This is a genomic window from Deinococcus actinosclerus, from assembly GCF_001507665.1.
GTDB classification, from domain to species: domain Bacteria; phylum Deinococcota; class Deinococci; order Deinococcales; family Deinococcaceae; genus Deinococcus; species Deinococcus actinosclerus.
On record NZ_CP013910.1, the window covers coordinates 464,578 to 491,490 of the forward strand.

Annotated in this window: 25 protein-coding genes; 15 read left to right on the top strand and 10 right to left on the bottom strand. The window is 71.2% G+C overall.

What is annotated here, in order from left to right; genetic code table 11:
- Positions 1-36 precede the first annotated feature (36 nt).
- From AUC44_RS02290 to AUC44_RS02330, 11 genes are all read left to right on the top strand, one after another.
- Positions 37-6,546, top strand: a complete 6,510-nt coding sequence (locus AUC44_RS02290) for a phage tail tape measure protein (protein WP_062157209.1) — start codon at positions 37-39, stop codon at positions 6,544-6,546.
- A 10-nt stretch (positions 6,547-6,556) separates the two neighbouring features.
- Complete coding sequence (locus AUC44_RS02295; RefSeq protein WP_062157210.1) at positions 6,557-8,122, top strand: hypothetical protein; 1,566 nt, start codon at positions 6,557-6,559, stop codon at positions 8,120-8,122.
- Between the two features lie 8 nt (positions 8,123-8,130).
- On the top strand, positions 8,131-8,766 hold the full coding sequence (locus AUC44_RS02300) for a hypothetical protein (RefSeq protein ID WP_062157211.1): 636 nt from the start codon (positions 8,131-8,133) through the stop codon (positions 8,764-8,766).
- Entirely contained in the window at positions 8,759-9,112 is a 354-nt protein-coding gene (locus tag AUC44_RS02305; protein ID WP_062157212.1) for a hypothetical protein, read from the top strand. The genes AUC44_RS02300 and AUC44_RS02305 overlap by 8 nt, the downstream gene beginning before the upstream one ends.
- Entirely contained in the window at positions 9,109-10,953 is a 1,845-nt protein-coding gene (locus tag AUC44_RS02310) for a right-handed parallel beta-helix repeat-containing protein (protein ID WP_157445135.1), read from the top strand. The genes AUC44_RS02305 and AUC44_RS02310 overlap by 4 nt, the downstream gene beginning before the upstream one ends.
- Entirely contained in the window at positions 10,953-11,690 is a 738-nt protein-coding gene (locus tag AUC44_RS16075) for an SGNH/GDSL hydrolase family protein (protein WP_197408570.1), read from the top strand. Before AUC44_RS02310 ends, AUC44_RS16075 begins: the two co-directional genes overlap by 1 nt.
- 189 nt (positions 11,691-11,879) lie before the next feature.
- Positions 11,880-12,020: a hypothetical protein gene (locus AUC44_RS16385; protein ID WP_157445136.1), complete on the top strand. Its 141-nt coding sequence runs from the start codon at positions 11,880-11,882 to the stop codon at positions 12,018-12,020.
- A 221-nt stretch (positions 12,021-12,241) separates the two neighbouring features.
- Positions 12,242-12,601 carry a hypothetical protein gene (locus AUC44_RS02315; protein ID WP_062157214.1) on the top strand — a complete coding sequence of 120 codons (360 nt, stop codon included), beginning with the start codon at positions 12,242-12,244 and terminating at the stop codon, positions 12,599-12,601.
- Positions 12,598-12,948, top strand: coding sequence for a hypothetical protein (locus AUC44_RS02320; RefSeq protein ID WP_062157215.1), 351 nt, complete (start codon positions 12,598-12,600; stop codon positions 12,946-12,948). The genes AUC44_RS02315 and AUC44_RS02320 overlap by 4 nt, the downstream gene beginning before the upstream one ends.
- The gene (locus AUC44_RS02325; protein WP_062157216.1) at positions 12,938-13,543 is read left to right on the top strand and encodes a glycoside hydrolase family 108 protein; all 606 of its coding nucleotides are present in this window, start codon (positions 12,938-12,940) and stop codon (positions 13,541-13,543) included. Before AUC44_RS02320 ends, AUC44_RS02325 begins: the two co-directional genes overlap by 11 nt.
- A 156-nt stretch (positions 13,544-13,699) precedes the next feature.
- Entirely contained in the window at positions 13,700-14,077 is a 378-nt protein-coding gene (locus AUC44_RS02330; protein ID WP_062157217.1) for a hypothetical protein, read from the top strand.
- A gap of 91 nt (positions 14,078-14,168) precedes the next feature.
- Here the strand turns inward: AUC44_RS02330 and AUC44_RS16390 are convergent, their stop codons facing one another.
- Both AUC44_RS16390 and AUC44_RS16970 read right to left on the bottom strand, forming a co-directional pair.
- A complete protein-coding gene (locus AUC44_RS16390; RefSeq protein WP_157445137.1) occupies positions 14,169-14,456 on the bottom strand; it encodes a hypothetical protein in 288 nt (95 codons plus the stop codon).
- Between the two features lie 13 nt (positions 14,457-14,469).
- Complete coding sequence (locus tag AUC44_RS16970) at positions 14,470-15,117, bottom strand: excalibur calcium-binding domain-containing protein (protein ID WP_062157218.1); 648 nt, start codon at positions 15,115-15,117, stop codon at positions 14,470-14,472.
- A 67-nt stretch (positions 15,118-15,184) separates the two neighbouring features.
- Between AUC44_RS16970 and AUC44_RS17170 the strand changes: the two genes are divergently transcribed.
- Positions 15,185-15,313, top strand: a complete 129-nt coding sequence (locus AUC44_RS17170; protein ID WP_257721367.1) for a hypothetical protein — start codon at positions 15,185-15,187, stop codon at positions 15,311-15,313.
- A gap of 9 nt (positions 15,314-15,322) precedes the next feature.
- A complete protein-coding gene (locus tag AUC44_RS02340) occupies positions 15,323-15,529 on the top strand; it encodes a hypothetical protein (protein WP_062157219.1) in 207 nt (68 codons plus the stop codon).
- A 65-nt stretch (positions 15,530-15,594) separates the two neighbouring features.
- Here AUC44_RS02340 and AUC44_RS02345 read toward each other — a convergent pair whose 3' ends face one another.
- The 5 genes from AUC44_RS02345 to AUC44_RS02365 form a co-directional block, all read right to left on the bottom strand.
- Positions 15,595-15,819: a hypothetical protein gene (locus AUC44_RS02345; RefSeq protein WP_062157220.1), complete on the bottom strand. Its 225-nt coding sequence runs from the start codon at positions 15,817-15,819 to the stop codon at positions 15,595-15,597.
- A gap of 62 nt (positions 15,820-15,881) precedes the next feature.
- Positions 15,882-16,862: a YifB family Mg chelatase-like AAA ATPase gene (locus AUC44_RS02350; RefSeq protein ID WP_082688917.1), complete on the bottom strand. Its 981-nt coding sequence runs from the start codon at positions 16,860-16,862 to the stop codon at positions 15,882-15,884.
- A gap of 102 nt (positions 16,863-16,964) precedes the next feature.
- Complete coding sequence (locus AUC44_RS17250) at positions 16,965-17,342, bottom strand: Sec-independent protein translocase subunit TatA/TatB (protein WP_062157221.1); 378 nt, start codon at positions 17,340-17,342, stop codon at positions 16,965-16,967.
- A gap of 117 nt (positions 17,343-17,459) precedes the next feature.
- The gene (locus AUC44_RS02360) at positions 17,460-19,400 is read right to left on the bottom strand and encodes a serine/threonine-protein kinase (RefSeq protein WP_062157222.1); all 1,941 of its coding nucleotides are present in this window, start codon (positions 19,398-19,400) and stop codon (positions 17,460-17,462) included.
- Positions 19,401-19,476: 76 nt separating this feature from the next.
- A complete protein-coding gene (locus AUC44_RS02365; protein ID WP_062157223.1) occupies positions 19,477-21,186 on the bottom strand; it encodes a GGDEF domain-containing protein in 1,710 nt (569 codons plus the stop codon).
- A 123-nt stretch (positions 21,187-21,309) separates the two neighbouring features.
- Between AUC44_RS02365 and AUC44_RS02370 the strand changes: the two genes are divergently transcribed.
- Together AUC44_RS02370 and AUC44_RS02375 are read left to right on the top strand one after the other, a co-directional pair.
- Positions 21,310-22,281 (top strand): ABC transporter ATP-binding protein, encoded by a 972-nt coding sequence (locus AUC44_RS02370; RefSeq protein WP_062157224.1) that lies wholly within the window; start codon positions 21,310-21,312, stop codon positions 22,279-22,281.
- On the top strand, positions 22,274-23,146 hold the full coding sequence (locus AUC44_RS02375; RefSeq protein WP_062157225.1) for an ABC transporter permease subunit: 873 nt from the start codon (positions 22,274-22,276) through the stop codon (positions 23,144-23,146). Before AUC44_RS02370 ends, AUC44_RS02375 begins: the two co-directional genes overlap by 8 nt.
- Positions 23,147-23,227: 81 nt before the next feature.
- On the opposite strand, the gene AUC44_RS02380 is transcribed toward AUC44_RS02375, so the two are convergent.
- The 3 genes from AUC44_RS02380 to AUC44_RS02390 form a co-directional block, all read right to left on the bottom strand.
- Positions 23,228-24,502, bottom strand: a complete 1,275-nt coding sequence (locus tag AUC44_RS02380; RefSeq protein WP_062157226.1) for a Vgb family protein — start codon at positions 24,500-24,502, stop codon at positions 23,228-23,230.
- Between the two features lie 151 nt (positions 24,503-24,653).
- Complete coding sequence (locus tag AUC44_RS02385) at positions 24,654-25,952, bottom strand: vWA domain-containing protein (RefSeq protein WP_231724503.1); 1,299 nt, start codon at positions 25,950-25,952, stop codon at positions 24,654-24,656.
- Positions 25,945-26,820, bottom strand: coding sequence for an AAA family ATPase (locus AUC44_RS02390; protein ID WP_062157227.1), 876 nt, complete (start codon positions 26,818-26,820; stop codon positions 25,945-25,947). The genes AUC44_RS02385 and AUC44_RS02390 overlap by 8 nt, the downstream gene beginning before the upstream one ends.
- Positions 26,821-26,913: the final 93 nt, after the last annotated feature.

Consider the following 26,913-nt stretch of genomic DNA (forward strand, 5'->3'; position numbering starts at 1 on the left):
GGGGTTTCTCATTCCGCCCCGCGCGGGAGGTGAACCATGACCCAGAGTGACGCTCCCGACACCCCTGGCATCAGCCTCGGCAGCCTGACCGCCGACGTGGTGTTCAACCTCGACGAGGCGCAACTGAAACGCGCGCTCGACGCCGCCGAGGCCCGACTCGGCAAGAAGATCGAGATCCCCGTGCTCGTCGGCGGAAACGCCGTGCCCGCGCTGCGGGACCTGCGGGCCGAACTGGACCGCGTGAGCGGACAGACCACCAAGGTCAGCCGTGAGCAGGCCGCCGCTGCCCGCAGCCTGGAGCAGCAGTACCGCGCCGCCGGTCAGGCCCAGGTGCAGGCCGCGCGTGTCACGGCCGCCGAGAGTGCCGCCGCTGCCGCGAAGATCCGTGAGCAGTCGGCTGCTTACTCCCTGCAGACCCGCATGGCCGCCCAGGCCGCGCGGGATGAGCGCGTGCGCTCCCAGGCGACCATCACGGCCCTGGAGAACGAGCAGCGCAGCTACCGGAACCTGTGGCGGGCGCGGCAGATGAGCGACGACGAGACCATCGAGGCGCAGCGCCGCATCTACCAGCAGGCGCTCCTCCAGGCGCAGGCCGTGGACAAACAGAGCGACGCCTACCGCCGCCTCACGCAGGTCATGGCCAGCGCGCAGAACACGGTGAACAACGTCCAGGGCATCAACACGCCCGGTGGGTTCAGCGCGGGCATCACCCAGGGCATCCTCCAGGCGGTCGGGAACCTCGGGCCGTTCGGGCAGCTGCTCGAACAGGTGATCACCAGCGGCATGCAGGCCGCCGAGCAGGCCGCCCGCGAGGGCGCACGTGACGTGGCGCAGCAGGCCGGGGCGGGCCTGCAGGGTGGGCTCGCCGGGCAGCAGGGGCGCGTCCGGCAGGCCGCCGTGAACCTCGCGCACGAAGTGCAGGATGGCGCGGAGGACGCGCTGGACATTCACAGCCCCAGCCGCGTCATGCGCCGTATCGGTCAGTTCGCCGGGGACGGCCTGCGGGACGGGTTGCTCAGCAAACGCGCCGAGGTCGGTGCCGCCGCCAAGGCCCTCGCCAACGCCGCCGAGGTGAACGCCACGCCGAACATCCCCGTCGTGGCCACGCCCGTCAGCGGGGGCGCGCTGGGCGGCGCGGCCCTCCCGGCTGTCCTCCCCAGCGCGCAGGCGGGCCTCAGGGGTGTCGCCACGCAGGCCGCCCTGGCCACCGCTGCGCTGGGCGGCACGGCCCTGGCGGCCGGCGCCGTGAGCGTTGCCCTCGTGAACGGCACGCAGAAAGCCGCCGCGTACCAGCAGGGGCTCGCGGAGATCAGCACCCTGACGAACAAGATGCCGGGCGACCTCGACGACCTAGGCCGCAAGATGCTCAAGCTCAGCGTGGACACCCGCCGGTCCTTCGCGGACCTCAAGGCCGGGTACGAGGAAATCCTTGGTGCCAGCGTGCGCGGTACGGACAGCGAACCTGCCGCGCTGCAATTCCTGGAGCGCAGTGCGCAGCTGGCCCGCGTCACCCGAGAGGAAACCAAGGTCAGCGCCGACGCCCTGACCAGCATCCTGAACGCCTATGAATTGGACGCTACCAGCGCCGCACGCGTCACAGACATGCTGTGGGCCAGTATCAGCGCGGGCAAGGTGCGCCTCGGTGAGATCGCTGGGAGCCTGGGCGCCGTGGCCGGCCAGGCCAAGAGCCTGGGCGTCCCGCTGGAAGAACTGCTGGGTGCCATGGCACTGCTCACCACGCGCGGCATCCCCGCCAGCACGGCCCTGGAGTACATCCGCTCGGCTCTGAGCAACGTCCAGAAGCCCAGCGAGCAGGCCACCAAGACCGCCAAGGCCCTCGGCATCGAGTTCAACGCTACCGCCCTGAAATCCATGGGACTCGTGAAGTTCCTCGACCAGCTGGGCCGGGGCGTGGGTGACAACAGCCAGGCGCTCGCCACCCTGATCGGGGATGTGGGCGGCCTCCAGGCCGTGATTGGCCTCCTGAACGGCGGGCTGAGCGACACGGGGGGCATCCTCAGCAAAGTCACGAACAGTACCGGCGAACTGGACCGCGCCACCGCCAAACTGAAGGGCACCGCGCAGGACAGCGTGGGGGAGTTCAACGCCGCGTGGGACCGCACGCAGATCCTGTTCAACGGCACCCTTCTGAGCAGCTTCACCACGTTCCTGGAGAAGGGCGTGAATCCCCTGCTGATCAAGCTGGGCGACCTGAAAGAGGCCATGAACAACGCCGCCACCCCGGCGGAACTGCACGCCACGCTCCAGATCACGGCGAAGGACGACGGCACCACCGCCATCCTGAAGTTCCTGCTGGGCGCGGGACAGCAGATCGAGAAGGGCTTCAACCCGGCCAACAACCCGGCTCTGCGCGCCGCTGCCTTCATCGTGGCTCGCACCGGCCTGGGACGGGGGGCGGGAGAGGCCGCCCCGACCAACCAGGCGGACCTGACCCTGAAGCGGATTCAGCCGCAGGTGGGCGAGGGGCCGCTCCTGCCGGGGCAGCAGCGCGCGGTGCAGCAAGCCACGGACGGGATTGTCCAGGCGCTGGGTATGGCCGGGAAGCGCATCCTGAACGAGTTCGGCGTGAGCGGGAAGGACTACCACCACGACGGCGCCGTGCGGGCCGACGCGACCCACAACGGCATCGACTTCGGCGCGCCGCGCGGCACGCCGATCCTCGCGCCGTTCGCTGGGCAGATCAGCACCCGGCAGGACGCGCGGAACGGCAAGGTGTTCGAACTCGTGGACGCCCTCGGGAACAAACTGGTGGGCATCCACCTCGACCAGTTCGACGCGGGCGTGCAGGAAGCCCTGCGTAAAGGCGGCGGGAAGGCCCTGATCCTCAGGGGGCAGCAGATCGGCACCGTGGGTAACACCGGCACGACTGCCGGCAGCGCGCCACACCTCCACCTCATGGGCTACCGCGCGGGCAGCACGACGCCCGTGGACGCCCGGACCATCGGGTACGCGGGGCTCGACGGCAGTGTCCGCCCTGCCAGCACGAACACCACCCCGACCGCCACCGCGTTCGTGAAGAAAACCGATCAGGCGCTGATCGCCGAGGCGCGGCGCATCCTCGACCGCATCGAGGCCGCCACGAAAGCCGGGGACGTGACCGGCAAGGTCAAGGCCGAGGCCGTGCTGAAGGCGTTCACGGACAGCGGCCCGCGCGCGGCGGCGGCGCTGGAGATCGTGCGCAGCGAGGCGAAGGCTACCCGGAAGGAGGTCAGTCAGTACGGGCAGACGTTCGACAAGCTCAAGGGACAGCTCGACCTCGCGGGATCCACGTTCAAGCTCTCGGACGACGCGCAGGGGTACGTGCGGAGCCTCGACGCCATCAGCAAGGCCGCCCAGGCCGCCGCCAGCAGCGAGAAGGCGAAGAACGGGGAGACCGCGAAGTACCGCGCGCTGCTCGATCTCGCCGGGGACGCCGCCGGGAAGGCCCGCCAACAGCGGGAGGGGGATGACCGGGCCGCCCAGCAGGCCAGTGACAAGGCCAAGGCCCGAGCGAAGGAACAGGCGCAGCTGCGCGCCCGGTATGCCGCGCAGGCCCGCGACCTGGAGGTCAGTGAGCAGCAGGCCACCCTCGCCCGGGTCCGGACCCTGAACAGCGCCGAGCTGGACGCCTTCAAGGGCACGCAGGCCCAGCGGGTCGCGCTGATCAAACGGCAGGCGGCTGACGAGGCCAATGCCCGTGAGCAGGTCGCGCGCGCCGTGCGAGACAAGGCGGTGCGCGAGGCTCAGAACGCGGGCGGTCCCAACATGGCCACCACCATTACACAGGCCCGGCAGGCGTACACGGACGAGGTGCAGGCGGCGCGACTCGCGCAGCAGGCCGCGAACCGTGCCGCGCTCGCCGGGGAAGCCCAGGCCGTGCGTCAAGTGCGGGACGCGTACGGCGAACTGGCCACCGGCCTGCGCGAGAAGATCCGCGCGGGACAGGTGGACGAGGAGACCCTGGCCGCGTACCGCAAGCGGGTGGATGAACTGGCCACCTCGGCGCGCGCGGCGGGCGTGGCGGGCAGCCGCTTCGTGACCGGCGCGCAGGCCAGCGCCGAGGCCGTGTACCAGCTCGCCATCGACGCGCAGATCGCCAGCGGCGCGTACGACAACGTGGGCGACAGCTACGACCGGGCCACCCGCGCCGGGCAGGGGTACACCGTGACCCTGGAGCGGGCCCTGGATCTCCTGCCGGACGGGGAGGCCGCCACGGACGCGTACGTGCGCGCCCTGGAGGATCTCGCTACTCAGGGGAAGGTCAGTGCCGACACCCTGAACGCCGTGCGGCAGGCCATCGCGGACCGCACGGTCATCTGGCAGCTGGAGGCCGAGCAGATCGCCCGCGTCACCACCGAGGGCCTGGGCGCCGCCGACGCCCTGGCACAGGTCGGGGATACCGAGGGGGCCATCAACACGCTGTACGGCACGCTCGACGACCTGTACACCCGCCTGGAGAACGGGGAGGACGTGGCCGCCGCCATCGGGCAGGTCGTGGACCGGCTGAACGATCTGGGCAGCGCCCTGGATCTCGACACCGAGTTCGGGACGTTCGTGGCGGGCCTGGGCGGGATGATCGACGATCAGATCGCGCAGGTGGTGGACAAGATCGCCGATCCGGCCACGGGCGCCAAGCTCGCCGCGAAACTGAAGGTGTTCCTGGCGGACCTGCGCGGCCAGCTCCCGAAATACGCCGATCCGTACGCGGCCGGCCTGATCCCCGGGGGCAACGGGTTCGCGCCCCAGGTGCAGGACGGTGCGGACCTCGCCACCATCACCCGCGCCCGGGATCTGGGCACGCTGATCGCTGAGACCACCGACCCGGCCGCGCTCCAGGGCGTGATCGCAGAGGTGACCGACCTGCTCGCCAGCGAGGCAGGCAAGAAGCTCAGCGACGGCACCCGTCAGGGCCTGGAGGACGGCGTGAAGGACGCGCAGACCTACCTGGGCATCCTGAGCGACCTGACCGAGGAGGCGGTTGTGGATGGCTGGGAACGCGGCACGCGCGGCGCCCTGGCCAACCCCACCCCCACGAACGAGTTCACCGCCTGGGCCCAGAAGATCTTCGACCTGGGCGCGGCGGGCCTGAACGATCCCACCACCTTCGACGGGCTCACCCAGAGCCTCGACGAGGCGCGCTCGAGCGGCGAGCTGACCATCGCGGACCTGCAGAACCTGCTGGCCCTGATCGAGCAGCTCAAGAGCGCGAGCGACAACGTGGACCTCGGGCCCATCGGGCGCATGAAGGGCAACTACGACGGCCTGCTCACGCGGGGTGTCGGCATCGAGCAGGCCAGGGCGGCGGGGGAACTCGACACCGTGGACGCCACTACACAGCTGCGCGGACTGGCGAAGGAGGCCGAGCGGTACGCCGCAGCGGCTCAGGCCGCCGGGGATACCGAACTGGCGGGGCAGTTCCGCCAGATCGCTCGGGGCGCACGCGAGGCGGCCGGGGCCATCGGGAAGCTCATGGACGCGCAGGAGTACCTCGACTGGGGTGGTCAGGTCGCGGGCTCGCTCGGACAGGTCGCAGGCGCGCTGGGAGAGGTGGAACAGGCGTACGACGGGGTGACCGGTGAGAAGCTGTCCACACCCTGGAAGGACCTCGCGGCGAACCTCGACGGGGCGCAGAACGCCGCGAAGAAGCTGGGCAGCATGATCACCGACGTCATGCGGATCATGCAGAACCCGGCGGACATCGGCGCGTGGGTCAGCCTCATCACGAACGTGGTCAGCTCCATCGCCGACGCCATCAGTGGATTCAAGAAGGCGCAGGCGGAGGTCACCCGCCTCAAACAGGAGTTCGCGCAGGACAACCCCCTGCTCAACCCTGGCGACTACCAGAAGGCGTACACCCGCAGCCGCGGCTTCCTGGCCGACGTGTTCGGTGGTGGGCCCGAGGTGGTCAACGAGATCGACAAGATCGGCGTGATGTTCGCCAAGACCTTGCAGGACGCGCTGATCGGCGGCATCAAGACCGGGATGGTGGAGGCCATCAAACAGAACGACTTCAGCCTGTTCAAGAGCACCCTGCGCGAGAACACGTTCGACGGCCTGCTGGCCGGCATGGTAGACGCCTTCCTGAAAGACGAGATCCTGAAGAGCATCCTCGCCCCGGCCATCAAGGCCTGGAGTGACGCCCTGAAGACGCCGGACACGGCGGACGACGCGGCGGCCCTCGCGGGGATCGACGCGGCGATCAGTCAGGTGGACCAGCGGGCCGAGCGGTTCTACACGGACGTCGCGCCGAAGTTCATGGACCTGCAGCAGCGCTGGGGTATCGACCCGGCCCAGTCGGGCGGCGGGACCAGCGAGGGCCGCCCGGTGTTCGGGAACGCCCCGGACGTGCAGTACGGCGCCCCGCCCCGCGTGCTGTTCCCGCCCGAGGCGCTGCTGGGCTTCACGGCGTTCGGGCAGGCTGTGCCGGAGTGGCGGGCCGGGGTGGCCGAGTGGCGGCAGATCAACGCGGAGTTCCGGCAAACGGTCGCGGACCTCAGCCGCTCACGCCCCGGCGGGCTGCAACCCCTGTCCGGCGGCACCCTCTAGGAGGTGAATCATGGATGACCTGACCTACCGGCTGCTCGCGTACCCCGTTACGGGCGGCGAGCCCCGCGTGATCCCCGCGCGGGAGACGTACATCAGCGCGGATGGCGGGAACGGCCTGCGCCTCCAACTCGCCCGGGGCGACTGCCGGGAGGCCACATGGACGGCGGTGGGCCGCGACCTCGCCCTGCCGCCCCTGACGCCCACGCAGGTGCAGGTGCGCGTGAACGGCGTCTGGACGGCCGTGTGGTTCGGTGAGGTGCGGATCGGCGGGAACGCCCGCGACGTGGACGGCGAGAGCTACACCCTGCGCGGCATGAGCCGCACCTTCGACGAGGTAGTCCTCAGCGACGGGTTCGCGCAGCCCGCCCAGGCGGCCCACCTGACCCTGCGGGCCGCGTTCCAGGACGTGATCAGCAGCGGGCAGTGGGGCACGCCCAGCCTCGTGCTGTTCGACGAGGCGCGCGTCAGCGACCTGGGCTTCGACTTCCCGGAGGTGAAGGACGGCGCACAGCAGACCCTCGCCGGGCTGATCGAGGCGGTGCAGGCCGCCGGGACACGCGAGAACGTGGACGTGTGGGTGGGCGTGCGGCCGGACCAGTACGCGTTCGCGCGGCCCGCCGCGCAGACCGTGCGGAACATCACGGGTGAGATCAGTGCCCGGCCGCAGTGGCGCAGTCCGGTGGCCGAGACGCCGTACACCGCTGTGCTCTGGTATCTGGGGAAGCGTGCCAACGGGCGTCCCCTGACGTACCTGAGCCGTAGCGACAGCGCCCGCGTGTACCGCACCCGCATCAAGCGCCTCACGCCCGGCCCGGACCTCACGTACTGGCAGGCGGCACCCGGCACGTGGACGTGGGTGACCTACGACGGGGCCGGGCGGTACGTGCCCCTGAACCCACAGCCGCCCCTGGCCGCCTTCGGTGTGCTGCGGGATGGGAAGGCCGGCACGGAGGACGGCGGCCTCGGCATGACCCAGGACGGGACCCGCCTGGGCCTGCTGTTCGAGACGCCCTACCCCTTCCAGCGGATCACGTACACCGGCCGGGCCTACAGTGGCACCCCCGGCAGCCTGGGCAGCGACGTGGCCACGCTGGTCGCTGTGCCGGACGAGACAGGGTACGTGGTCGCGCCTCTCGCTGAACACGGCGCCGGATGGGCCGCAGGCAGCATCACGCTCGACGCGCCCGCCACCCGCGTCCTGTTCACCAACCGCGCCAGCCTGGGCGACGCCACCCAGACCACGCTGATCCTCACCGAGTTCCGCGCGGACCTGATCGACCCGCGCGACCTCGACAGCGCTGCCCAGTACCACTACGCGCCGCCCGCGCGGGAACCCGCCGAGCTCGAAACGCAGGTGTTCGTGCCGCCGGATGATCTACCGGGACGCGTGCGCCTCGACGATCCGGACTTCGGCCCGGCGTACGAGCGGGGGCTGGACGCCGTGGAGTATCGCATCACCGACAACCTGTACACCGCGTACCTGACCGAGCAGGCTGACGACCCCAGCAAGCTCGCGCAGGCCGCCCTCATCAAGAAACGGGACGACGCCGCCGTGATCACGGCCGTGACCGCATAGGAGGTGCCATGCCCACACCTGCCGTAGACCCCACCTGGGCGACCGGCCCTGACCTGAGCCCCGCCAGCTGGCGGGACGTGAACTTCGAACTGCGGGACACTAGTGAGAACTTCCTGGTGGCCCTGCCGCCCACCGTGGGGTTCCGCGAGGCGCTGGGCACGCCCGACCCGTACACCTGGGACCACCCGCCGCTCACGGACCGCTGGTTTCCGCGTGGGGACGGCGTCCCCCGCATTCGCCCGATCATGACCCTCACCGGCAGCTGGACGTATCAGGATGACGAGGAGGCGCTGATTCACACGGCCGCCATCGAGGACGCCATGCCGTACGCACGGAGCGTGTGGTGGCGTGGGCAGTTCCTGATGCTGCTGGACGCCACGCGGCCCGGCAACACCCTGATCACGTCCGGCACGCGCCTGCGCGAGACGACGTTCAACGTGTCCCTGAACACGGTGGAGCGCGTGACACGCAGTAGCCTCCTCGCCATCTATCCGCTGCGCAAGCTCCGCATCGAGGAGATCGGCGGGGGCACCGCCACCCTGACGCCCCTGAAGGGCGTGAGCACACAGCGGGGGCAGTTCCTGCTCGTGACCGACGACGGCACGGCCTTCGCATTCGACACTCTGGAGGCCACCTATGGCTGAAGCCGTACTCACCAACACCAACGCGAACTTCCAGGCGTTCCAGCAGGCCACGACGTACGCGCAGCAGCGCGCGCAGGCCGCCGAGAACGCCCGCGCGGCCATCGTGGCCTTGATTCCGGACGCGCAGGCAGCCGCGAACGCCAAGGCGGACGCTCTGGTCGCCGCCGGAGCGAAGGCGGACGCCCTGGTCGCCGCTGGGGCCAAGAGCAACGCCGTGGCCGCCGCCGCCCTCCTACCGGACCTGCGGGCCGCGCGGCTCGCCGCGATCGCGACTGCTGGACTCATCGCGTATGAGGGGGGGATCACACCACCATCCCGGCCGGTGCCGGGGTGTACCGCCTCATGACCGGCGCAGAGGCCGGGCAGGTCTGGGAGCGCGTGGCGGGTGGTGGCGTGCTGCGCCGCCCGGAACTGGAGGCCGCCGCCGCCACGGACGTGCAGGAGGCCCGCGACCTGGCGCAGCAGGCGGACGGCCGGGCAGCGGGTGCGCAGACCCTCGCGGAGCAGGCCGATACCAAGGCCGAGAGAGCCTCGAATGCCCTGGGAAACCTGCATCTGTCTACCTTGAATACCCGCTCGCAGGCAGATGGACCGCAATTCGTGGACGGCAACCGCTGGGTGTGGCAGCCGGGTGGTACTCCGAACGGGGGCACGGTAGTTTCTGCCGCTGATGGCGGCATGTGGATGCGCGAGGTGAGCGGAGCTCTGACGCCAGAGATGTTCGGCGCGGCCGGGGATGGCGTCACGGACGACACGGCCGCCATCATCGCGGTTATGGCTGCCAGCACAAATCAGGTGGTCGAGTACCGCCGTCCGTACCTGATCAAACCTACCAGTACCATCAACGTCCCGGCGAGTAGTACACACCGCATGAGTGGCGCCGGCCGACTCATCCTGGGGGCCAACACGCAGTTGGGGACGGATGCCATGACCCTCCGGTATGTGCTGACCATTCTCACTGATGACGTGCATCTCGAAAACTGGGTCATGGACGGCCAGCGCACACTTCAGACACATCGCCTTGCCGGTATCGTCGCGTACAACGCGCGCCGCCCCAGACTCGTCCGCCCACGCCTCTACGCCTGGACAGGCTTCGGCTACCTGCTTCAAAACTGCCCTGGGGCTCTGGTCGATGATGCGACGGTTACCGACTGCGGAATGATGCCCGGCATGGCCGGTGAGGACCCTGCCGCTACGGCAGGTGGTGCAGTTGGTATGGACGCGAATCTCACTCCAGCAGACCCCTATTACGCAGCAGGATGCATTGTGCGGGGTGGCACATACAGCTACAACGGACTGGACGGCCTCAGCATGAGCACGCCGGGAGGACGCGCGGAAGGTATCACAGCCCTCCACAACGGTCAGGGCGACACCGTCCAAAGCCTCAGTATTGGCGCAGCGGGGATCTACTACCTGGCTGGAGCTGATACGACCATTACCGGGTGCACGGCGGCATACAACAGCGGTAACGGCATCGATACCGGTCCCAACTCATCGTTAGTTCCGCGCGTCAAGATCCTGAACAACACCTGCTTCAGCAACGGCAGCGCTGGAATTCAGGCAGATGACGTGGCGGGCGTCGTGATCGAGGGCAACACCTGTTTCAACAATGGCCAGAGGGGGTTCAACAATCAGAAGGCGGGGATCATCCTGGCCAGTTTCGGACAGGTACAAGGGGCGACGATCCGGAACAACCGCTGCTATGACGACCAGGGCAACGCCCAAACGCAGACCTGGGGTCTGGGTGTCGGCACATCGCTCACCGGCGGATTCTCGATCTCCAATCTGCTGATCGAGGGCAACGACTTCGCAGGTAACAAACTTGGGGCGATTGGCAGCGACGCTCCATCGGCGCCCTACGGATTGGTCACCAGTGGATACATCAGTGCCCGCCGGAATCTGGGACATCTGCCGAATGCTGTGCTCCCTGCGGGGAATACTGCACTGAACCCCATCAACGAGTACATGTTCATAACTCCTCAGGGTGCGGGCAGCACCATCACCTTCATCACGCCGGGCCGTCAGGGCGACATGCTCATCCTGAAATCACTAGGGAACACCGTGACGTTGAAGGCGACAGGCGGCAACCTTGCCTTAATGGGAGGTACAGATAAGGCGCTTGGAGCGGGACAGACAGCCACACTCCTCTACGATGGTGGGGCATGGAGCCAAGTTGCTGGTGGGTAATGATCGTGCTCTTGGCACTAGGCGGGTCTGTTGGCGCCTGTGACGTTGCGGTTGTAGGTGACAGCACGGCCGAAGAGGACATCCTGACCGTGCCAGGTCTGACCTGGGTAGCTCAGTGGCGCAGCAGCCTGACTGACACCGAAATCTGCAATTTCGCGCTGGGAGGCCGGAGTCTCGCCCACTTCGTGAAACCGCACTTCCTCGGGGCGACGGCTGAACCGGAGCAATGGTGGGAAGGGTTCGGTCCCAGGCATCCTGGGGATCGGTCATGGATTATCCCCGGAAAATCGTGGATGACCACTGTCCGGGACAGTCATCCACGCACCTTAGTGATGGCCTGGGGCCTGAACGAAATCTGGGAGGGTGCAGCCGATGGATCCTTCGTGACCATGTACAGGGACCGGCTGCGCTCGGTCGTTACACAGACCCGAGCGTGGCAGCCGGCCCCGCGCATTGTGCTGCTCACCAGCTTGGAGCTGCAGCCTGATCCGGCAGTAATGGAGGCTGTTCCTCCCAGTCGCTTGGCCGCCATCAACGATGTGACCAGGCAAGTCGCTGCCGAATCAGGGTCGATGCTGATTGACGTCAACAGAGCCTGGCGGGCGTACCCGAAACCATCTCGGCTGCTTGACAAATCGATGGGTGGTAACGGCATCAGCCACCCATCGACTCTGGGTCATCTCCTCATCTCGCGGATCGTCATGCTGAGTCCGTTACTTCCAATTTCTCACCACTGAGTCGAGATCTTCACTGACACCGCCCCAGCCTCTCCGGCCCTGGGGCGGTTCCTATTCACCCCAGCCAATCAAGCGAGCCTATCTGCGAATACTCATAAGAATTTCATTTGTAATGCGTCTGACACGCAGCCCAGATGATCCGTTCTAGAATCCTAAACGAACCTTAATCTAGTTGATTCCGGAGGACCCATGATCCTGACCACCATCGCCCTCATCCTGGGCGCGACGTACTACTTCGTCCATTCCGTGGCCCAACGCGAGACGCCCCCCATCACGCCAGAGGAGCAGCTCGAGTTCCGCACGGCACTCTCCCGCAAGCACACCGTCTGAGCACGCGCGCCCCCTGTCCGTAAGCCGCCCCCTGTGGGGCGGTTTTCCATTGGAGCCCACCATGCCAGCACAACGAACGCGCGGCCCGCCTGGAGGGCATGGGCCGCGAATCACTTCCGGGTCTCAGTTCCACGCTGCTGACCCGGCCCATACCAGATCACGCTTTCTCCCCGCGTCCCAACGATTCCCGTTGGGGCGTTCTTCATCTCACCAGGAGACTCATGGATAAACCTTCCGTTCCTCCCCTCTGGGTCCTCGCCTTCGGTGCGGCTGGCCTCGGCCTGGTCGCCCAGCTGGGCACCAGCCTCGCCATGGACATGGCCAAAGACCGCGCCAAGCTCTACGGCTTCCTGCTGCTGTCCCTGGTATTCAGCGCCAGCACCACCGTGCTCCTGGCCCAGCTGACCAGCCTCGACGAGTACGTCTGCGCCACCATCGGCACGCTCGCTGGCGCGATCCCGCCCCTGTGGACCCTCAGGGCGGCCGTGAAGCTGATCGGGCAGAAGTACAACGTCGACCTCGGCGAACTCACGAACCCCGGCGGCCCCGCGGCCCCGAAGAAGGAAGGTGACCCCACGTGATCATCGAAGGGTACTGGCTCAAGCTCATGTGGGCAGTCCTGGCCGGCGGATGGTTCCTGTCCGCCCTGGTCCGACTGCTGCTCACGGCGCTGTCCTGGCCGGAACAGCGCATGTGGCGACTGTTCACCGTCTTCGTGCACGCCGTGGCGGGCGTGTTCTTCGTGTGGCGCCACGTGAACGGGGCGGCCACCATTCCAGCATTCATCCCGATCGAGGAGACGTACCGCAACTGCGCCGCGCTGCTGCTCGTCGTGTGGGCACTGCTCGACGGCATCTGGGCGGTGCTGGGCATGACCGAGCGGCGCGCGCGACTCATCCAGCAGGGAAGGGGAGAGCATGACGACTGACTTCGAGAAGGCCCACGAATTCACCGCGAAGTGGGAGGGTGGGTACGTGAACCACCCCAGCGACCCCGGTGGCGAGACGAACCTGGGTGTCACCCGGAAGGTCTGGGAAGCCTGGACGAAAGAGCGCGGCCTGCCCGCTAAGCCCATGCGGGCGCTCGTCATGGCGGACGTGCTGCCGCTGTACGAAGCGCGCTACTGGCCCGCCGCATCCGGCCTGCCCTGGCCCATGTCGGGTGTCGCCTACGACATCGCCGTGAACCACGGCCCTGGCAACCTGCGCCTCATGCTGGGCAGCGTCCCAGGGACGGGCACCCCGGCGGAACGCGCGGCGCGGCTGATCGATGCGCGCGAGCAGTTCTTCCGGAACATCGTCAAGGCGCGGCCCAATCAGCAGGTCTTTCTGAAGGGGTGGCTCAGGCGGGTGGCGGCCCAGCGCGACTGGCTTGCCGAACAGGCGACGCGTCCGGCCGTCCCGCGCGTGTTCCTGCGAGGCACCGGCGGGGAGAACGTCCTGTGGGATGGCAAGCCCACGATCTACAACGGCGCCCGGCTAACCCTGTACCCGGACGGCGCGCTGCAGCTGGAACGCGAGTAAGGCCCGCCGCGCAACAGCACCGCGATGAGGATCCGCCAGCTCCGCAACCGTGTTGCGTCATGGATCTGCCTGACCGGCAACCCTGTTGCGCTTCCCAACTCACCCTCTCACCGGCCCCTGCCTCAGCGCGGGGGCCGCGCCTATTGGAGGTACCCCATGAACCAGTTCACTGTCCTGTCCGCCGTCGTCGCCCTCGGCACCGCCACCCGCTCCGGGGCCCTGCTTGATGCCCCCACCGTCCAGCCCTGGCTCGACAAGCACCTGCCCAACCTCGTCACGAAAGCCCAAACCCTGCGGGACGGCGCCACGTGGACCGAAGTGGGCGCGCTGCTGGAAGCCGCGGTGCAGGCCGCCCAGGAGCTCAAGCCCGTCTTGGCCGGTACGGCCCGCGCCGCGTTCGTCCTGGCCGTCGTGCAGTCCTTGGTCCGCGAGTTCGCCCCGCCCAGCGCGCAGTGGCTGCGCCTGCTGCTGGACAGCCCCTTCGCGGCCATGCTCGTCGAGATGGCCTTCAGGCGGCTGTTCCCGGGTGGGTAAGCCCTCGGACAACTCAGGCGATTGAGACGCCCCCACCCTGGCCTGAGCGCTGGGGTGGGGGTGATTTGTGCTGACTGACCGCGTAGAGTCTCTAGCCAACTGCCGATCTCATCGACAGGGTGATCGCCGCCCACAGGATCAGACGCAGCAGCGCCCCGATCATCCAGCCTGTGGTGAGCGCCACGCCCGCGGCGTACAGGCGTGACCCTTGCCGCTTCCCGAGCAGCAGCCCCGTCAACAGCATGGTGGGTGGGATCACGGCCCAAGTCCACCACCAGACACCCAAGGGAGTGGTGACCTGCTGTCCGAGGATCCCGCACAGGGTCAGGAAGGCGAGCAGGGGCGGCGGCAGCGGCCGGTCTGGCGGGGAGGATGTCACGCGGACCTCCGGTTCACTCGCACGCGATCCCGTCCTTATCCCGGTCCAGTGCGGGGCGGTACCCCGGCTGCCCCACACGGATGGGGGCGGCCCCGGCGGCGCGGGCCGCTGTGCAGTTCGCGTAGTACACGTCTGCGCCTGCTGGGACGGAAGAGGGAGCGGTGGCCGGTCTGGGTGTGCCCGCTGTTGCGGGACTGCTGGGGTTGCGCCGGTAGTCCCAGGGGTTCTGGAAGGTTCCGGCGTACAGGCCCTTTTTCGCTTCTTTCGCCACGCTGGCCGCGCTGCTGTAGATCCCGCCGCCGTACTGGAGGTACGGGAGGGCCCAGCCCTGCTGCACCAGCCAGCGATTCACCTCGGTTCCGCCGACGGTGCAGACGCCGACCATCCGGCTATAACGGTCGGTGTCCTTGCGGGTGCAGGTGACGGTCTTGTTCCGCACGAGGTCCGCCAGGGCGAACGCCGCCTCGCGCCCGCAGCCGTACACCTTCCCAGCGCGGGTGCAGGTCTGGCTGGACTCCGGCGCGTCGATGCCATGCAGGCGCACCTTCACGCCCCGGATCTGCAGGGTGTCCCCGTCGGTGACGGTCGGGACGCCGGTCACCGTGGCGGGGACCTGCGCGGCGGCGGTCGACAGGAGCAGCAGGAGCATCAGGGCGCGCATACCCCCAGCGTACCCCCGGCGGTCAGATGCGGCACGCGCAGGTGAGCGGCCCTGTCACACTGCGCGCATGTCCCCTCACGACGATGCGAACCGTGCCCTGATCGAGATCCTGCGGGCTGAGCTGCCCGCCGCGCCGAAGCCTGCACCCAGGCCTGCATCGGTGCCGCAGGACGCGCCGCCCACCCCGGCCCGGTAGTCTGGCTGGATGACGTTCCTTCCCGGCCGCCCACTCCCCGCCGATCCACAGACCTCCTCAGAGCGCACCCTGTATCACGCGCAGCGGACGTCCGGCGAGATGGGCACCATGACCCGCGAGGGCGGCACGTGGCAGTGGCGCCTGCTGCGAGGCAGTGGGCCGGAGGCATACGGCAGTGGTGGCTGGAATGACCTGAGGACCTGGCTGAGCAAATAGAAGAAGGCGACCCGGAGGTCGCCTTGATTTCTTCAATATAGGGCGGTATTCACCCATGGTCAACCCTATGCGCTGACTTCCGGCGCATCGGCGGGCACGTGGTACGCCAGTGGGTACTTCTCCGACCGCCACGTCTCCGCCGTGCGCTCCCAGGTCATGGCCTGCCCCGTGACTGCCGGAACAGCCCGGCGCGCCGCTGCCGCGTTCGCATACGGCCCGAGCTGTCGCACGACCTCACCCGTCTCCACATAGTTCACGGTGACAAAGACCTTCGGCGTATGGCACGGCATGGACTCAAGATAAGGCCACTGCGTTCTCCACACCCCGCCTGTGGACACCTGTGGACTAACTCTTAAACCGGACAACCGATATCCAGCGGCTGCCGCAATGTTTCCAGCGCCTTGCGGCTGAACTCCGGGAACTCGTCGAGAAAGAGGAGGCCCCGGTGGGCGAGACTCACCTCGCCCGGGCGGGGCACGCCCCCACCCCCGATCAGTCCCGCGTCCGACACGGTGTGGTGCGGCGCGCGGTACGGCGGCTGCACGCTCAGGCGACCGCGCGCCGTCAGCAGGCCCGCCGCTGAGTGGATGCGCGTCACCTCCAGCGCCTCCGAGCGCGTCAGCGGCGGCAGCAGCCCTGGCGCGCGGCGCGCCAGCATCGTCTTCCCGCTGCCCGGCGAGCCCACCAGCAGCAGGTTATGCCCCCCGGCCAGCGCGACCTCCAGCGCCCGCCGCGCCCCCGACTGGCCCTTCAGGTCGGCCAGATCCAGCAGCGCCTCGCCGTCCGGGGCGTCCGGCACGGGCGGCGGCGTCACCCCCAGCGGCGCCTGCCCGGTCAGGTGCCGCACCGCGTCCAGCAGGGACGCCGCCCCGAACACCCGCGCGTCCTCGATCAGGGCCGCCTCGGGCGCGTTCCCCTCTGGGAGGAGCACGGCCGCGCCCAGCGACCCCGCCAACAGCGCCAGATTCACCGCGCCCGCCACCGGCCGCAGCGACCCGTCCAGCGCCAGTTCACCCGCCACCAGCGTCCCCGCCAGCGCCCCCAGCGGCACGACCTCCTGCGCGGCCAGCACGCCCAGCGCAATCGGCAGGTCATACAGCGGGCCCTCCTTGCGCAGATCCGCCGGGGCGAGGTTCACCGTGATCCGCGCCGCCGGGAACGGCAGGCCCGCGTTCCGCACCGCCGCCCGCACCCGCTCGCGCGCCTCGCTCACCGACTGGTCCGGCAGGCCCACCACCGTGAATGCGGGCAGGCCCGGCGAGACGTCCACCTCGACCTCCACCGGCACCGCGTCCACCCCGAACAGCGCCGCACTCCGCACGCGCGCCAGCACTCACAGCCCCCCAGGCAGCCACATATGACCCGCAGCGTAACAACGCCGGTCCCCCCGGCAGGCCGCAGGTGAGCGGCGGGCCGGGGGGACTCGGCGGGTGGGTTACGCCCGGTCTGTGGGGGTGGGGGCCGCCACCGCTTCAGCCGTGACGGGCTGGGGGGCGGCCGGCTGGACGCTCACCGGCGGGACACTCACCGACTGGGCCGTCGCAGGCTGGGCGGTGACGGCGGCCGCCTGGGCCGGCTGGGACGCGGCCGCCACGGCCTGGGCCGGGGCGTGGATGGTCTGCACGGGCGCGGGGCCGGGGGGGGTGTCGCGCATGCTGCCCTCGAAGTCCTCTTTCAGGCCCTGGGTGCTCTTGCGGAACTCTCGCAGGCCCGCGCCCAGGCTCTTGCCGAGTTCGGGGAGTTTACGTGGACCGAAGACGACCAGCGCGACGATCAGGATCACCAGGAGTTCAGCGGGGCCGATGTTGGGCATGTGGGAGTTCCTCCTCGGGCCGGTCCCGGTGGGCGGGTGGCCGCATTCAACTGCGTCCAGTGTAGGCCCGTGGGTTAAAGCAAATGTCATTCCCATCTGAGAATGCCGGCCCGGCGCTCAGGGGGTGCGGGCGCGGTAGGCGCGCAGCGTGCCGTTCATGAACGCCACGTACAGCGTGCCGTCGGCGGCCAGTGGCGTGGCCTGCACGCCGGTGCTCTCGCGGTGCGTCCAGCGGACCGCGCCGCTGCGGACGTCCAGCGCGCACAGTTCGCCGTCCTCGGAGGCCAGGAAGACCAGGCCGGCGCTGATGACGGGACTGGCCGTCACGCGGCCCTGCATCCGGTGCGTCCAGAGGTCCTCGCCGTCCGCGAGGCTCAGGGCGCGCACCTCGCCGCCCCAGCCGGCCAGGATGGCGGTGCCGCCCGGCGCCCCCGACAGCGTCAGGGCGGGGGAGGCCCACACCTCGTCCTCCAGGTCGTACGTCCAGAGGATCGGGTCGGGGTCCACGCTGACCCGGCCGGTGGTGGCGCGCAGGGTCAGGGCGTGCACCTCGCCCTCCCAGGTGGCGACGACCAGCGTGGCGGCCCCCGGCGCGGTGGGGATCAGGGCGGGCGTGCCGTGCATGGTGCCCACCTCGACCTTCCACAGCCCGTGGCCGCTGCGGGCGTCCAGGGCGTGCAGCCAGCCGTTCTCGTCGCTGACCAGCGCCGCGCCCGCCCACACCAGCGGACTGGCCGCGACCGGGCCGCCGGTGCGGTAGGCCCACTTCAGGTCGCCGCTGCGGGCGTCCAGGGCGTACAGGTGCCCGTCGCGGCTGCTGGCGAGCACCTGATCGTGCCAGAGGGTCGGGGCGCCCGTGAGTTCCGCGCGTGCCTTGTGTTGCCACAGCTGCGCGCCGCTCATGAGGTCCACGCGGCGCAGCGTGCCGTCCCACGCGCCGAACAGGACGTGCCCGCCGTGGAAGGTGGCGGGCGCCGTGACCTCGTCGCGCGCGGCGTACGTGGCGAACGGTCGGCCCGAGGCGTGCGTGAGGACCAGCTGCCCGCCGCGGGTGCCCACCGCGACCAGATCGCCGTCGCCCATCACGGCAGCGGGCCAGGTGACCTCGCCGGGCAGCGGCACGCTCCAGGCCTCGCGCAGGGCGTCCACCTGCGCCGGGCCGTCGGGGTGCTCGCCGCTGCGGGTGCGGCCACCCCGGTACTGCCCGCGCGCGTGCGAGGTCCAGATGTCGCGCCGCGCCAGCGCCCACAGGTGCGCCAGGGCCTCGCCGCTGGGTGGGCGGTCCTCGGGTTTCTTGGCGAGGAGACCCAGGAGCACGCGCGCCACGGCGTCCGGCACGGCCGGGTTCAGGTCGCGCGGGTCGGGCGCGGCCTCGTACACGTGCTGGTAGAGCACGCTCTGGTCGCTGTCGCCCACGAAGGGCGGACTGCCGCACGCCACGCGGTACAGCACCGCGCCCAGCGCGTACAGGTCGCTCAGGGGGCCCACGCCCACGCCGCGCGCCTGCTCGGGCGCCATGTACGCCGGGGTGCCCAGCGTCACGCCGCTGCGGGTGAGGTGGCGGGTCTGCTCGGTCAGCGCCACCAGCCCGAAATCCATGATGCGGGGCATCCACGCGTCGTCGAGCAGCACGTTGCCCGGAGTCAGGTCGCGGTGCGTGATGCCGCGCGCGTGAATGAAGTGCAGCGCCCGCGACGCGGCGGCCGCCGCCGTCAGGAAGCGCGCCAGGGGCAGCAGCGCGTCCTCCAGCGGCCCCAGCGCCGTGACCGGGCCGCCGGTCATGAGCGGCATGGTGAAAAAGGGCCGCCCGGCCTCCGGGTCGGTGCCCAGGTCCAGCACGGGAATCACGCCCGGGTGCGTCAGGCGCGCCAGGGTGCGGACCTCGCGCAGGAAGCGTTCGCGGTCACTGTCGGGCACGTGGGCGTGCTGGACCTTCACGGCCACCTCGCGGCCCAGCAGGGTGTCGTGCGCGCGGAACACGCGGGCGCTGCCGCCCTCGCCCAGCAGGGTCAGCAGGTCGTAACGTCCGGTCAGTTGCGTCCCCGGTTCCAGCGGCATCCGAGCGTGAGTCTAGCGCCCGGGCGTCCCCCCGCGCCGGACTGCCACGGACGGACGGCCCCGCCGCTCCCCGCGCTCAGGGCGCGGTGGGGGACACGCGGTTACGCCCGGCGTTCTTCGCGCGGTACAGGTGATCGTCCGCGGCCCGCAGCGCCTGCGGCAGCTGCTGCGGGGACGTGACCGCGTACCCCACGCTGGCGGTCAGCTGCGTCCCGGGCAGCAGGGCCGACCAGTCGTGCCGCTCCACGGCCCGCCGGCACCCCTCGGCCAGCCCGTGCGCCCGCCCCCGCGTCCGCACCGGCGTCACGAGCACGAATTCCTCGCCGCCGTACCGGCCCAGCAGGTCGCCAGCGCGCACCTGCGCCGCCAGCAGCCGCCCGACCTCGCGCAGCACCTGATCCCCCACCGCGTGCGAGTGCCGGTCGTTCACGTGCTTGAAGTGATCCACGTCCACGAACACCACCGCCAGCAGCGAGCCGTCGGCCGGGCGCGGCCCGTCCCCGGGGAACTGCAGCCGCTGCAGGCCCTCTTCCAGCCCGCGCCGGTTGAGCAGCCCGGTCAGGGGATCCTGCCGCGCCTGCACCTCGGCCTGCCGCAGGCGATCCTGCCAGGTGCTGGCGTCCGCGCGGGCCTGACGCAGTTCCCGGGTCAGCTGCTGGTGGCGCGCGGCGGCCGTGTTCACCCGGTCGAGCGCGGCCGTCGCGGCCTGCAGCGCCTCGCGCGTGACGTGCAGCGCCTCGCTCAGGCGGCCCTGCCGCTCGTGCAGCGCGCCGATGGCACTCAGGAGCCGCTGGATGTCCAGGTGCCGGTGCTGCCGCCGGGCGATGGTCAGCGCCGAGTGGTACTCGGCCAGGGCCGCGTCGAACTCCCCGCGGGACTGCAGCAGTTCGGCCAGGCACAGCTGCGGCTCGATGTACAGCTGCTGGCGCAGCAGGGCGTTGAGCTGGGCCGCGCGCCGGGCCGCGCGTTCCGCGCCGATCAGGTCGCCGTGCAGCCGCAGCAGCGTGGACTCGTGCGCGGCGCACAGCAGCTCGCTGGTGAGGCTGGGCGTGTCGCGCAGCGCCGAGTGCGCGGCGCGCAGCACCATCAGGCCCTGCTGCGCCGCCTGCCGCTGCGCGTCGGCGCGGCCCAGTTCCTGGGCCTGCCGGGCCAGCAGGGCGTAGGCGTGCGCCCGGCCCTCGTGCAGGCACAGCCGCAGTTCGTCGCCCTGCGGCCCCGCGGGCAGGGCGTGGGTGAGTTCTTCCAGCAGGTTCAGGTGGTGCAGGGCGTCCTTGGGGTCGCCGCTGCTGCAGGCCAGCCACGCCAGGTTCACCAGGGCGTTGCCCTGATCCCCGGGGTGCCGGGCGTGCCGGGCCAGATCCAGGGCGTCTTGCAGGTCCTGCCGGGCGCCGGTCACGTCCCCGCCGGTCAGGCGGGTCAGGGCGCGGGTGTTCAGCACGCCCGAGAGCAGGTCGGTGAGCTGATGCTCCTCGAGCATGGTCTGCGCGCGCGCCACGGTGTCCAGCGCGCGTTCCTGCTGCCCCAGGCTGGCCGAGACGAAACTCAGGCCGATCAGGGCCTCCACGGCGGCGCGCGGGGAGGCGGCGCGCAGCGCCTCGCTCAGGGCCGCCTCGCCCAGCGCCTGCGCGCCGCTCAGGGTCGTCTCGCGGGTGTGGCGCGCCACGGCCACCAGCGCCAGCGCACGCGTCTCGCCGTCCGGCGCGGCCCGCAGGCGCGCGATCAGGTCGGGAGGCGTGTCTGCGGGCAACAGCTCGTCCAGGACGTCCCTGGTGGGGCAGGCAGGCATCTGCGCTGCATTCTCCATGAATCGGGCCGCGCCGACAGGAAAAACCCTTCAACGTTCATTGGGGGAACTGGGGGGGCCGAAAGGAGGACGCCGCGCCGCCCGGCCGCCCCCTATGCTGACCGGGTGACTGCCCACCCACCTGCCATCGACACGCGCGAACTGCGCAAGGAGTACCGGGGGCGCGCCGTCGTGGACGGCCTGACCCTGACCGTCCCCCGGGGCGAGGTCTTCGGGTTCCTGGGGCCCAACGGCGCCGGCAAGAGCACCACGGTCAAGATGCTGCTGGGTCTGGTGCAGCCCAGCGGCGGCGAGGTGCGCGTACTGGGCGGCTCCCCGCACGACCCGGCCGTGCGCGCGCAGCTGGGGTTCCTGCCCGAGCAGTTCCGCTTCCAGACCTGGATGACCGCCTCGGAATTCCTGGACTTCCACGGGCGACTCGCGGGCCTGAGCGCCGCCGAGCGCCGCACCCGCGTCCCCGCGGTTCTCGACGAGGTGGGGCTGGGCGGGCGCGGACACGAGACGCTGGGCGGTTACAGCAAGGGCATGCTGCAGCGCGCCGGGCTGGCCGGGGCGATCCTGGCACGCCCGCAGCTGGTCTTCCTGGACGAGCCCACCAGCGCCCTCGATCCCATCGGGCGGGTCGAGGTGCGCGAGATCATCGAGCGGCTGCGCGCGCAGGGCGCGGCGGTGTTCCTGAATTCCCACCTGCTCAGCGAGGTGGAGCAGGTGTGCGACCGGGTGGCGTTCGTGAAGCGCGGGCGGGTGCTCACGCAGGGCAGCATGCGTGAACTGATGGGCGGCGTCCTGCCCGTCGATCTGCGCGTGGATACCCTCAGCGCCGAACTGCTGGCCGATCTGGGCCGCCTGGGCGAGCTGCGCCGCACCGACACGAACACCCCGGGGCGGGCCGACGTGGAACTGTGGCTGACCCGCGACGACCAGATTCCCGCCGTGGCTGACGCCGTGCACGCCAGCGGGGCGCGCCTGTACGCCCTGACGCCGCGCCGCCCGGATCTGGAGACCATGTTCCTGGACCTGATCGAGGACACCCCGGAGGCGGCCCGCGCGGGGCGCGGGGAGGCCAGCCGTGCGTAACGTCCTCCTGATCGCGGAACTGTCCCTGCGCGAGGCGACCCGCAAGCGCCTCGTGAGCGTCCTGCTGGTCCTCTCGGCGCTGTTCCTGGGCTTTTTCCTGTTCGGCGTGTACCGCCTGGAACTCCGCCTGGACGACCGCGCCGTGCAGGCCGGGCTGGACGGCCGCAGCCCGACCGGCGCGGCGAACCTGCCCGTCATGTTCGCCGCGCTGTTCGGCATGTACCTCGTGTACTTCCTGGGGTCGCTGATGAGCGTGCTCTCCACCGTGGGGGCGGTCAGCGGCGACATCGAGAGTGGGGTCATGCAGAGCGTCATCGCCCGCCCGGTGAGCCGCGCGCAGCTCGTGGCGGGCCGCTGGCTGGGGTTCACGGCCGTGAACGTCGCGTACGTCGCGCTGCTGGCAGCAGGACTGCTCGTCGGCGTGCGGCTGATCACCGGGTACACCCCGCCCGAGGCGCTGCCCGCCGCGGCGCTGCTGCTGCTGGCGGTCACGGTGCTCACCTCGCTGACCGTGCTGGGCAGCACGCTGTTCACCACGCTCGCCAACGGCATCGGCGTGTTCGTGCTGTACGGGGTGGGCTTCACCGGCGGGATCCTCAGCGCCATCGGGACGTTCGCGGACACGCCCACCCTGACCAGCCTGGGCCGCGTGGCGAACGCCCTGATGCCCACGAACGCGCTGTGGCTGGGCGCCAGCTACCACCTCCAGCCGGAGATCATGCGGCAGGTCGGCGAGGTGAGCCGCGGCGCCAACCCCTTCGTGAGCAGCGTGCCGGTTGAGCCGCTGCTCGTCGCGTGGGCCGCCGTGCTGGCCGTGCTGGGCGTGCTGGGGGCCATGTGGCGCTTCAGCCGCCGCGACCTGTAACCCGGGCGCTGCCTCCCCGGCCGAGTGCGCCGCGCGGGCCGCCTCCGGAAACGCTCCAGGGGCGGCCCGCGCGGCGTGGGGTCACTCCAGCGTCAGGAGCTGCCCGCCGAGCTCGAACCACACCCGGCCGTCCGGGGTGACGGTCAGGGCGCGGGCCGCGCCGCCCAGCGGCACCCGCGCCGCCCGCCCGTCCGTCAGGCGCAGCAGGGTGCCCGCCGTGGGATCACTCACCCACATGCTCCCGTCGGGGGCGGCGGCCAGCGTGCCCGCCCGCGTGCCGGCCGGCAGCGGCAGGGCTACCTGGGCGCCGCCGCGCGGATCGAGCCGCCACGCGCTGCCCGTGCGGGTCTCCGTGAACAGCAGCGTGCCGTCGGGGGCCGGGGTGAGGGCGGCGGGCACGCTCACCCCGGGGGTGCCGACCGCGAAGGTCTGCGTGGCGCCCCCGGCGGGGTCCACGCGCAGGATCGCCGGGTGCTCCCCGCGCCGCGTGAGGTAGAGCGCCCCGTCCGGGCCGACGGTCAGGGCGTCCGGGACGCTGCCCAGCGCCAGTTCGCCGCGCGTGCCGTCCGGGGCGGCGCTCAGCAGGCGCGGCTGCCCGTACGCCACCGCCCACACCCGCCCGTCCGGCGTGACCCCCAGGCTGCTGAGGGTCTCGGTGGTGCCCGCCGGCACGCGGGTCAGGGTGCCGTCCGGCGCGCGGCGGATCAGTTCGCTGCCCGCAGCGGTCGCGCCGCGTACCGCTGCCCACACGCTGCCGTCGGGCGCCACGGCGTGTCCGGTGATGGTGTCCAGCCCGGAGAGAGGAAAGGCCAGGGCCGTGATCCCCGCCGCGCTGGCCGCCGTCAGGGCGTGGCGGTCGTCCGCGCCGGCGTTCGCGGCGGCGCGCAGCAGCACCCCGCCGTTCCAGGGCGTGGCCCCGCCCGCCTGGTACGCGCCGTCGGTCCGGACGGGCCGGGCGGCGGCGCGCAGCAGCGGCAGGGTCACGTTCGCCCGCGCCGCGCCGGCCTGCACGGTCAGCGTGACGGGCCCGCGTCCGCTCCCGACCGGCGTGACCTGCACCAGCGTGTCGTTCCCGCTGGCCTGCAGGGTGGTGGTCACGGTCACGGCCTGCTGCGGGCCGCTGGCCGTCACGGTCAGGTCGGCCGGCGCGCGGCCCGCGATCCGCAGGGTGCCCGGCACGTTCAGCGCCCCGCTGACGGGCAACGTCTCCACGCTGGCACTCAGGCCGGCCGGCGCGGCGGGGCCGGCGGTGGGGGCCGGAGTGGCTGCGGGCGTGCCGGGACTGCCGCCGCAGGAGGCGAGCAGCGCCGCCGTGAGCAGGGGAACGGTCAGGATCGCGGTGAGGGAACGCGTCATGCCCACAGTGCACCGCATCCCCCCTCACCCGGCCCTTACCGGCCGTGGCGGTGAAGGACCCCTCAGGGCCGCCGGGCCGCATCTGGACGGGGCTGCCGGCCCGACCGCCCCTGAATGGGGGAGGCGGGCCGGCAGTTGCCTCCCGCTGCGGTCAGGGGCCGGGTGAGGGCGCCGCCAGGAACGCCCCCCGCGTCAGCCGTGCGGCGCGCAGGCGACGGCCCAGCGCGTGCAGGTCGTCCGGGCCGCCCGCCGGGAGCAGCGCGTCCAGGTGCGGCAGCGCCGCCGCCACCGCCCGCTGCACCGGGCGGTACCCGGGCGTGGCCGCCAGCGGCGAGAGCCACACGACGCCCGCCGAGCGGCGCCGCAGGTCCCGCAGCGCGCGGCCCACCAGCGCCGGATCGCCGGTATCCAGCCCGTCACTGAGGATCAGCACGACCGTGTCGCGGTTCACGCGGCCCCGCTCGTCCCGCGCGAGCTTCAGCAGGTTCTCCCCGATGCGCGTGCCGCCGCCCCAGGCGTCCCCCAGGTCCGGCAGGGTCAGCGGCTGGCCCGGCGCCGCGCCCCGGATCAATGGGGTCAGGCGGGTCAGGCCGGTGCTGAACGCGTAGACCTCCACCCGCCGCGAGCGCAGGTGCAGCGCCTGCGCGAAGCGCAGCAGCAGCGTGGCGTCCCGGCCCATCGAGCGGCTGCCGTCCAGCACGAGCAGGAACCGCGGCGCGCGCCGGGGGCGGCCCAGCCAGCGCAGGTGCACGGCGTCCCCGGCGGTGCGGGCGGCGGCGTGCAGGGTGCGCCGGGCGTCCAGCTTCGAGCCGCGTGGCAGTGGGCGCAGCCGCCGGGCGCGGCCCAGTTCCAGCGCGCGGATCAGGCCCGTCGCGGCGCGCAGGAGGCTGCCGAGGTCGCCGCTGTCCACGCGCAGCGCCTCGCCCGGCGCGGCGTTCGGACTGACCCGCGCCTGCATCACCGGGGCGTCCTGCTCGTCGCCGTCCTGGCTCTCCTGCCCGTCCTGCAGGGCGTCACCGTCCGGGAGGTCGCTGCCCGGATCGCTCCCGGCCTGCGGGGTGGACGGGGCCGGCTCCGGCCGGGTCTCCGGGTCGCCCGGCTCACGGTCGGGCTGCTCCTGCTCCTTCCCGTCCGGGTCGGGTTCGGCCGGGGCCGGCGTCTCGGGCAGCAGGGGCGGGAGGGTGGGCGGTGGCTGATCGGCCGCGCGGAAGAACGCATTGAATTCCAGGTCGAAGGTGCGGCCCTGCTCGGGCCCGGCGGTCAGCACCGCCCGCAGCGCCCCGCGCAGCTCGCGCCGCGAGAGGACGTCCACCAGATCCAACGCCCGCAGCGCGTCGCGCACCTCGCCCGGGCCGATCAGGAACCCGTGCCGCTGCCGCAGCCGCCCGGCGAAGGCGGTCACCTGCGCGGCCAGCGAGGCGGGCAGCCCCGCGCGGGACGGCTCAGCCACGGGCCTGCGCCTTCGCCGCCACCCCCTGCAACGTGGGCGCGGCCAGCAGCTGGTCCTCGCGCAGCTTGAGGACCGCGCCCAGCGTCGCGTGCAGCGACTCGGCGTCCAGGTGGTCGGCGTGCAGGCTGACCAGCGCCGAGGCCCAGTCGAGTGTCTCGGCCACGCCCGGCGTCTTGCCCAGCGGCAGGGCGCGCAGCGCGTGCACGGCGTCGGTCACCTGCCGCGCCAGCGTCTCGTTGATGCCCGGCAGGCGCGACAGCACGATGTGCAGTTCCTGCGCGCGGCTGGGGTACTCGGTCCAGTGGTACAGGCAGCGGCGGCGCAGCGCGTCACTCAGTTCCCGCGAGCGGTTGCTCGTCAGGATCACGTGCGGCCGGCTGACCGCCGCCAGGGTGCCCAGTTCCGGCACGGTGATCTGCCACTCGGCGAGCAGTTCCAGCAGGAAGGCCTCGAAGGCGTCGTCGGCGCGGTCGATCTCGTCGATGAGCAGCACCGCCGATCTCGGCTCGCGGATCGCCTGCAGCAGGGGCCGCGGCATCAGGAACGTCTCGCCGTACAGGTCGTCGTCCCCTGCGGCCTCGCCGCGCAGCTCGGCCGCGCGCAGGTGCAGCAGCTGCCGCGCGTAGTTCCACTCGTACAGCGCCGACTGCGCGTCCAGCCCCTCGTAGCACTGCAGCCGGATCAGGCGGGTGCCCAGCACGTCCGCCAGGGTCTTGGCCGCCTCGGTCTTCCCGACGCCCGCCGGACCCTCCAGCAGCAGCGGCTTGCCCAGCCCCACCACCAGCCGCAGCGCCGTCGCCAGGGCGTCGTCCGCCACGTACCCGCGCGCCTGGAACGCTGCCTGAAGTTCCTGTACGGCCGGGATCATGAGACCCTCCCGGCACCCTGACCGCCGTTCTTACACGTCATGATCTGCGCTCCTGGGGCGGAAAAACAGGCCGCCTCCGCCCATCTTAATCTG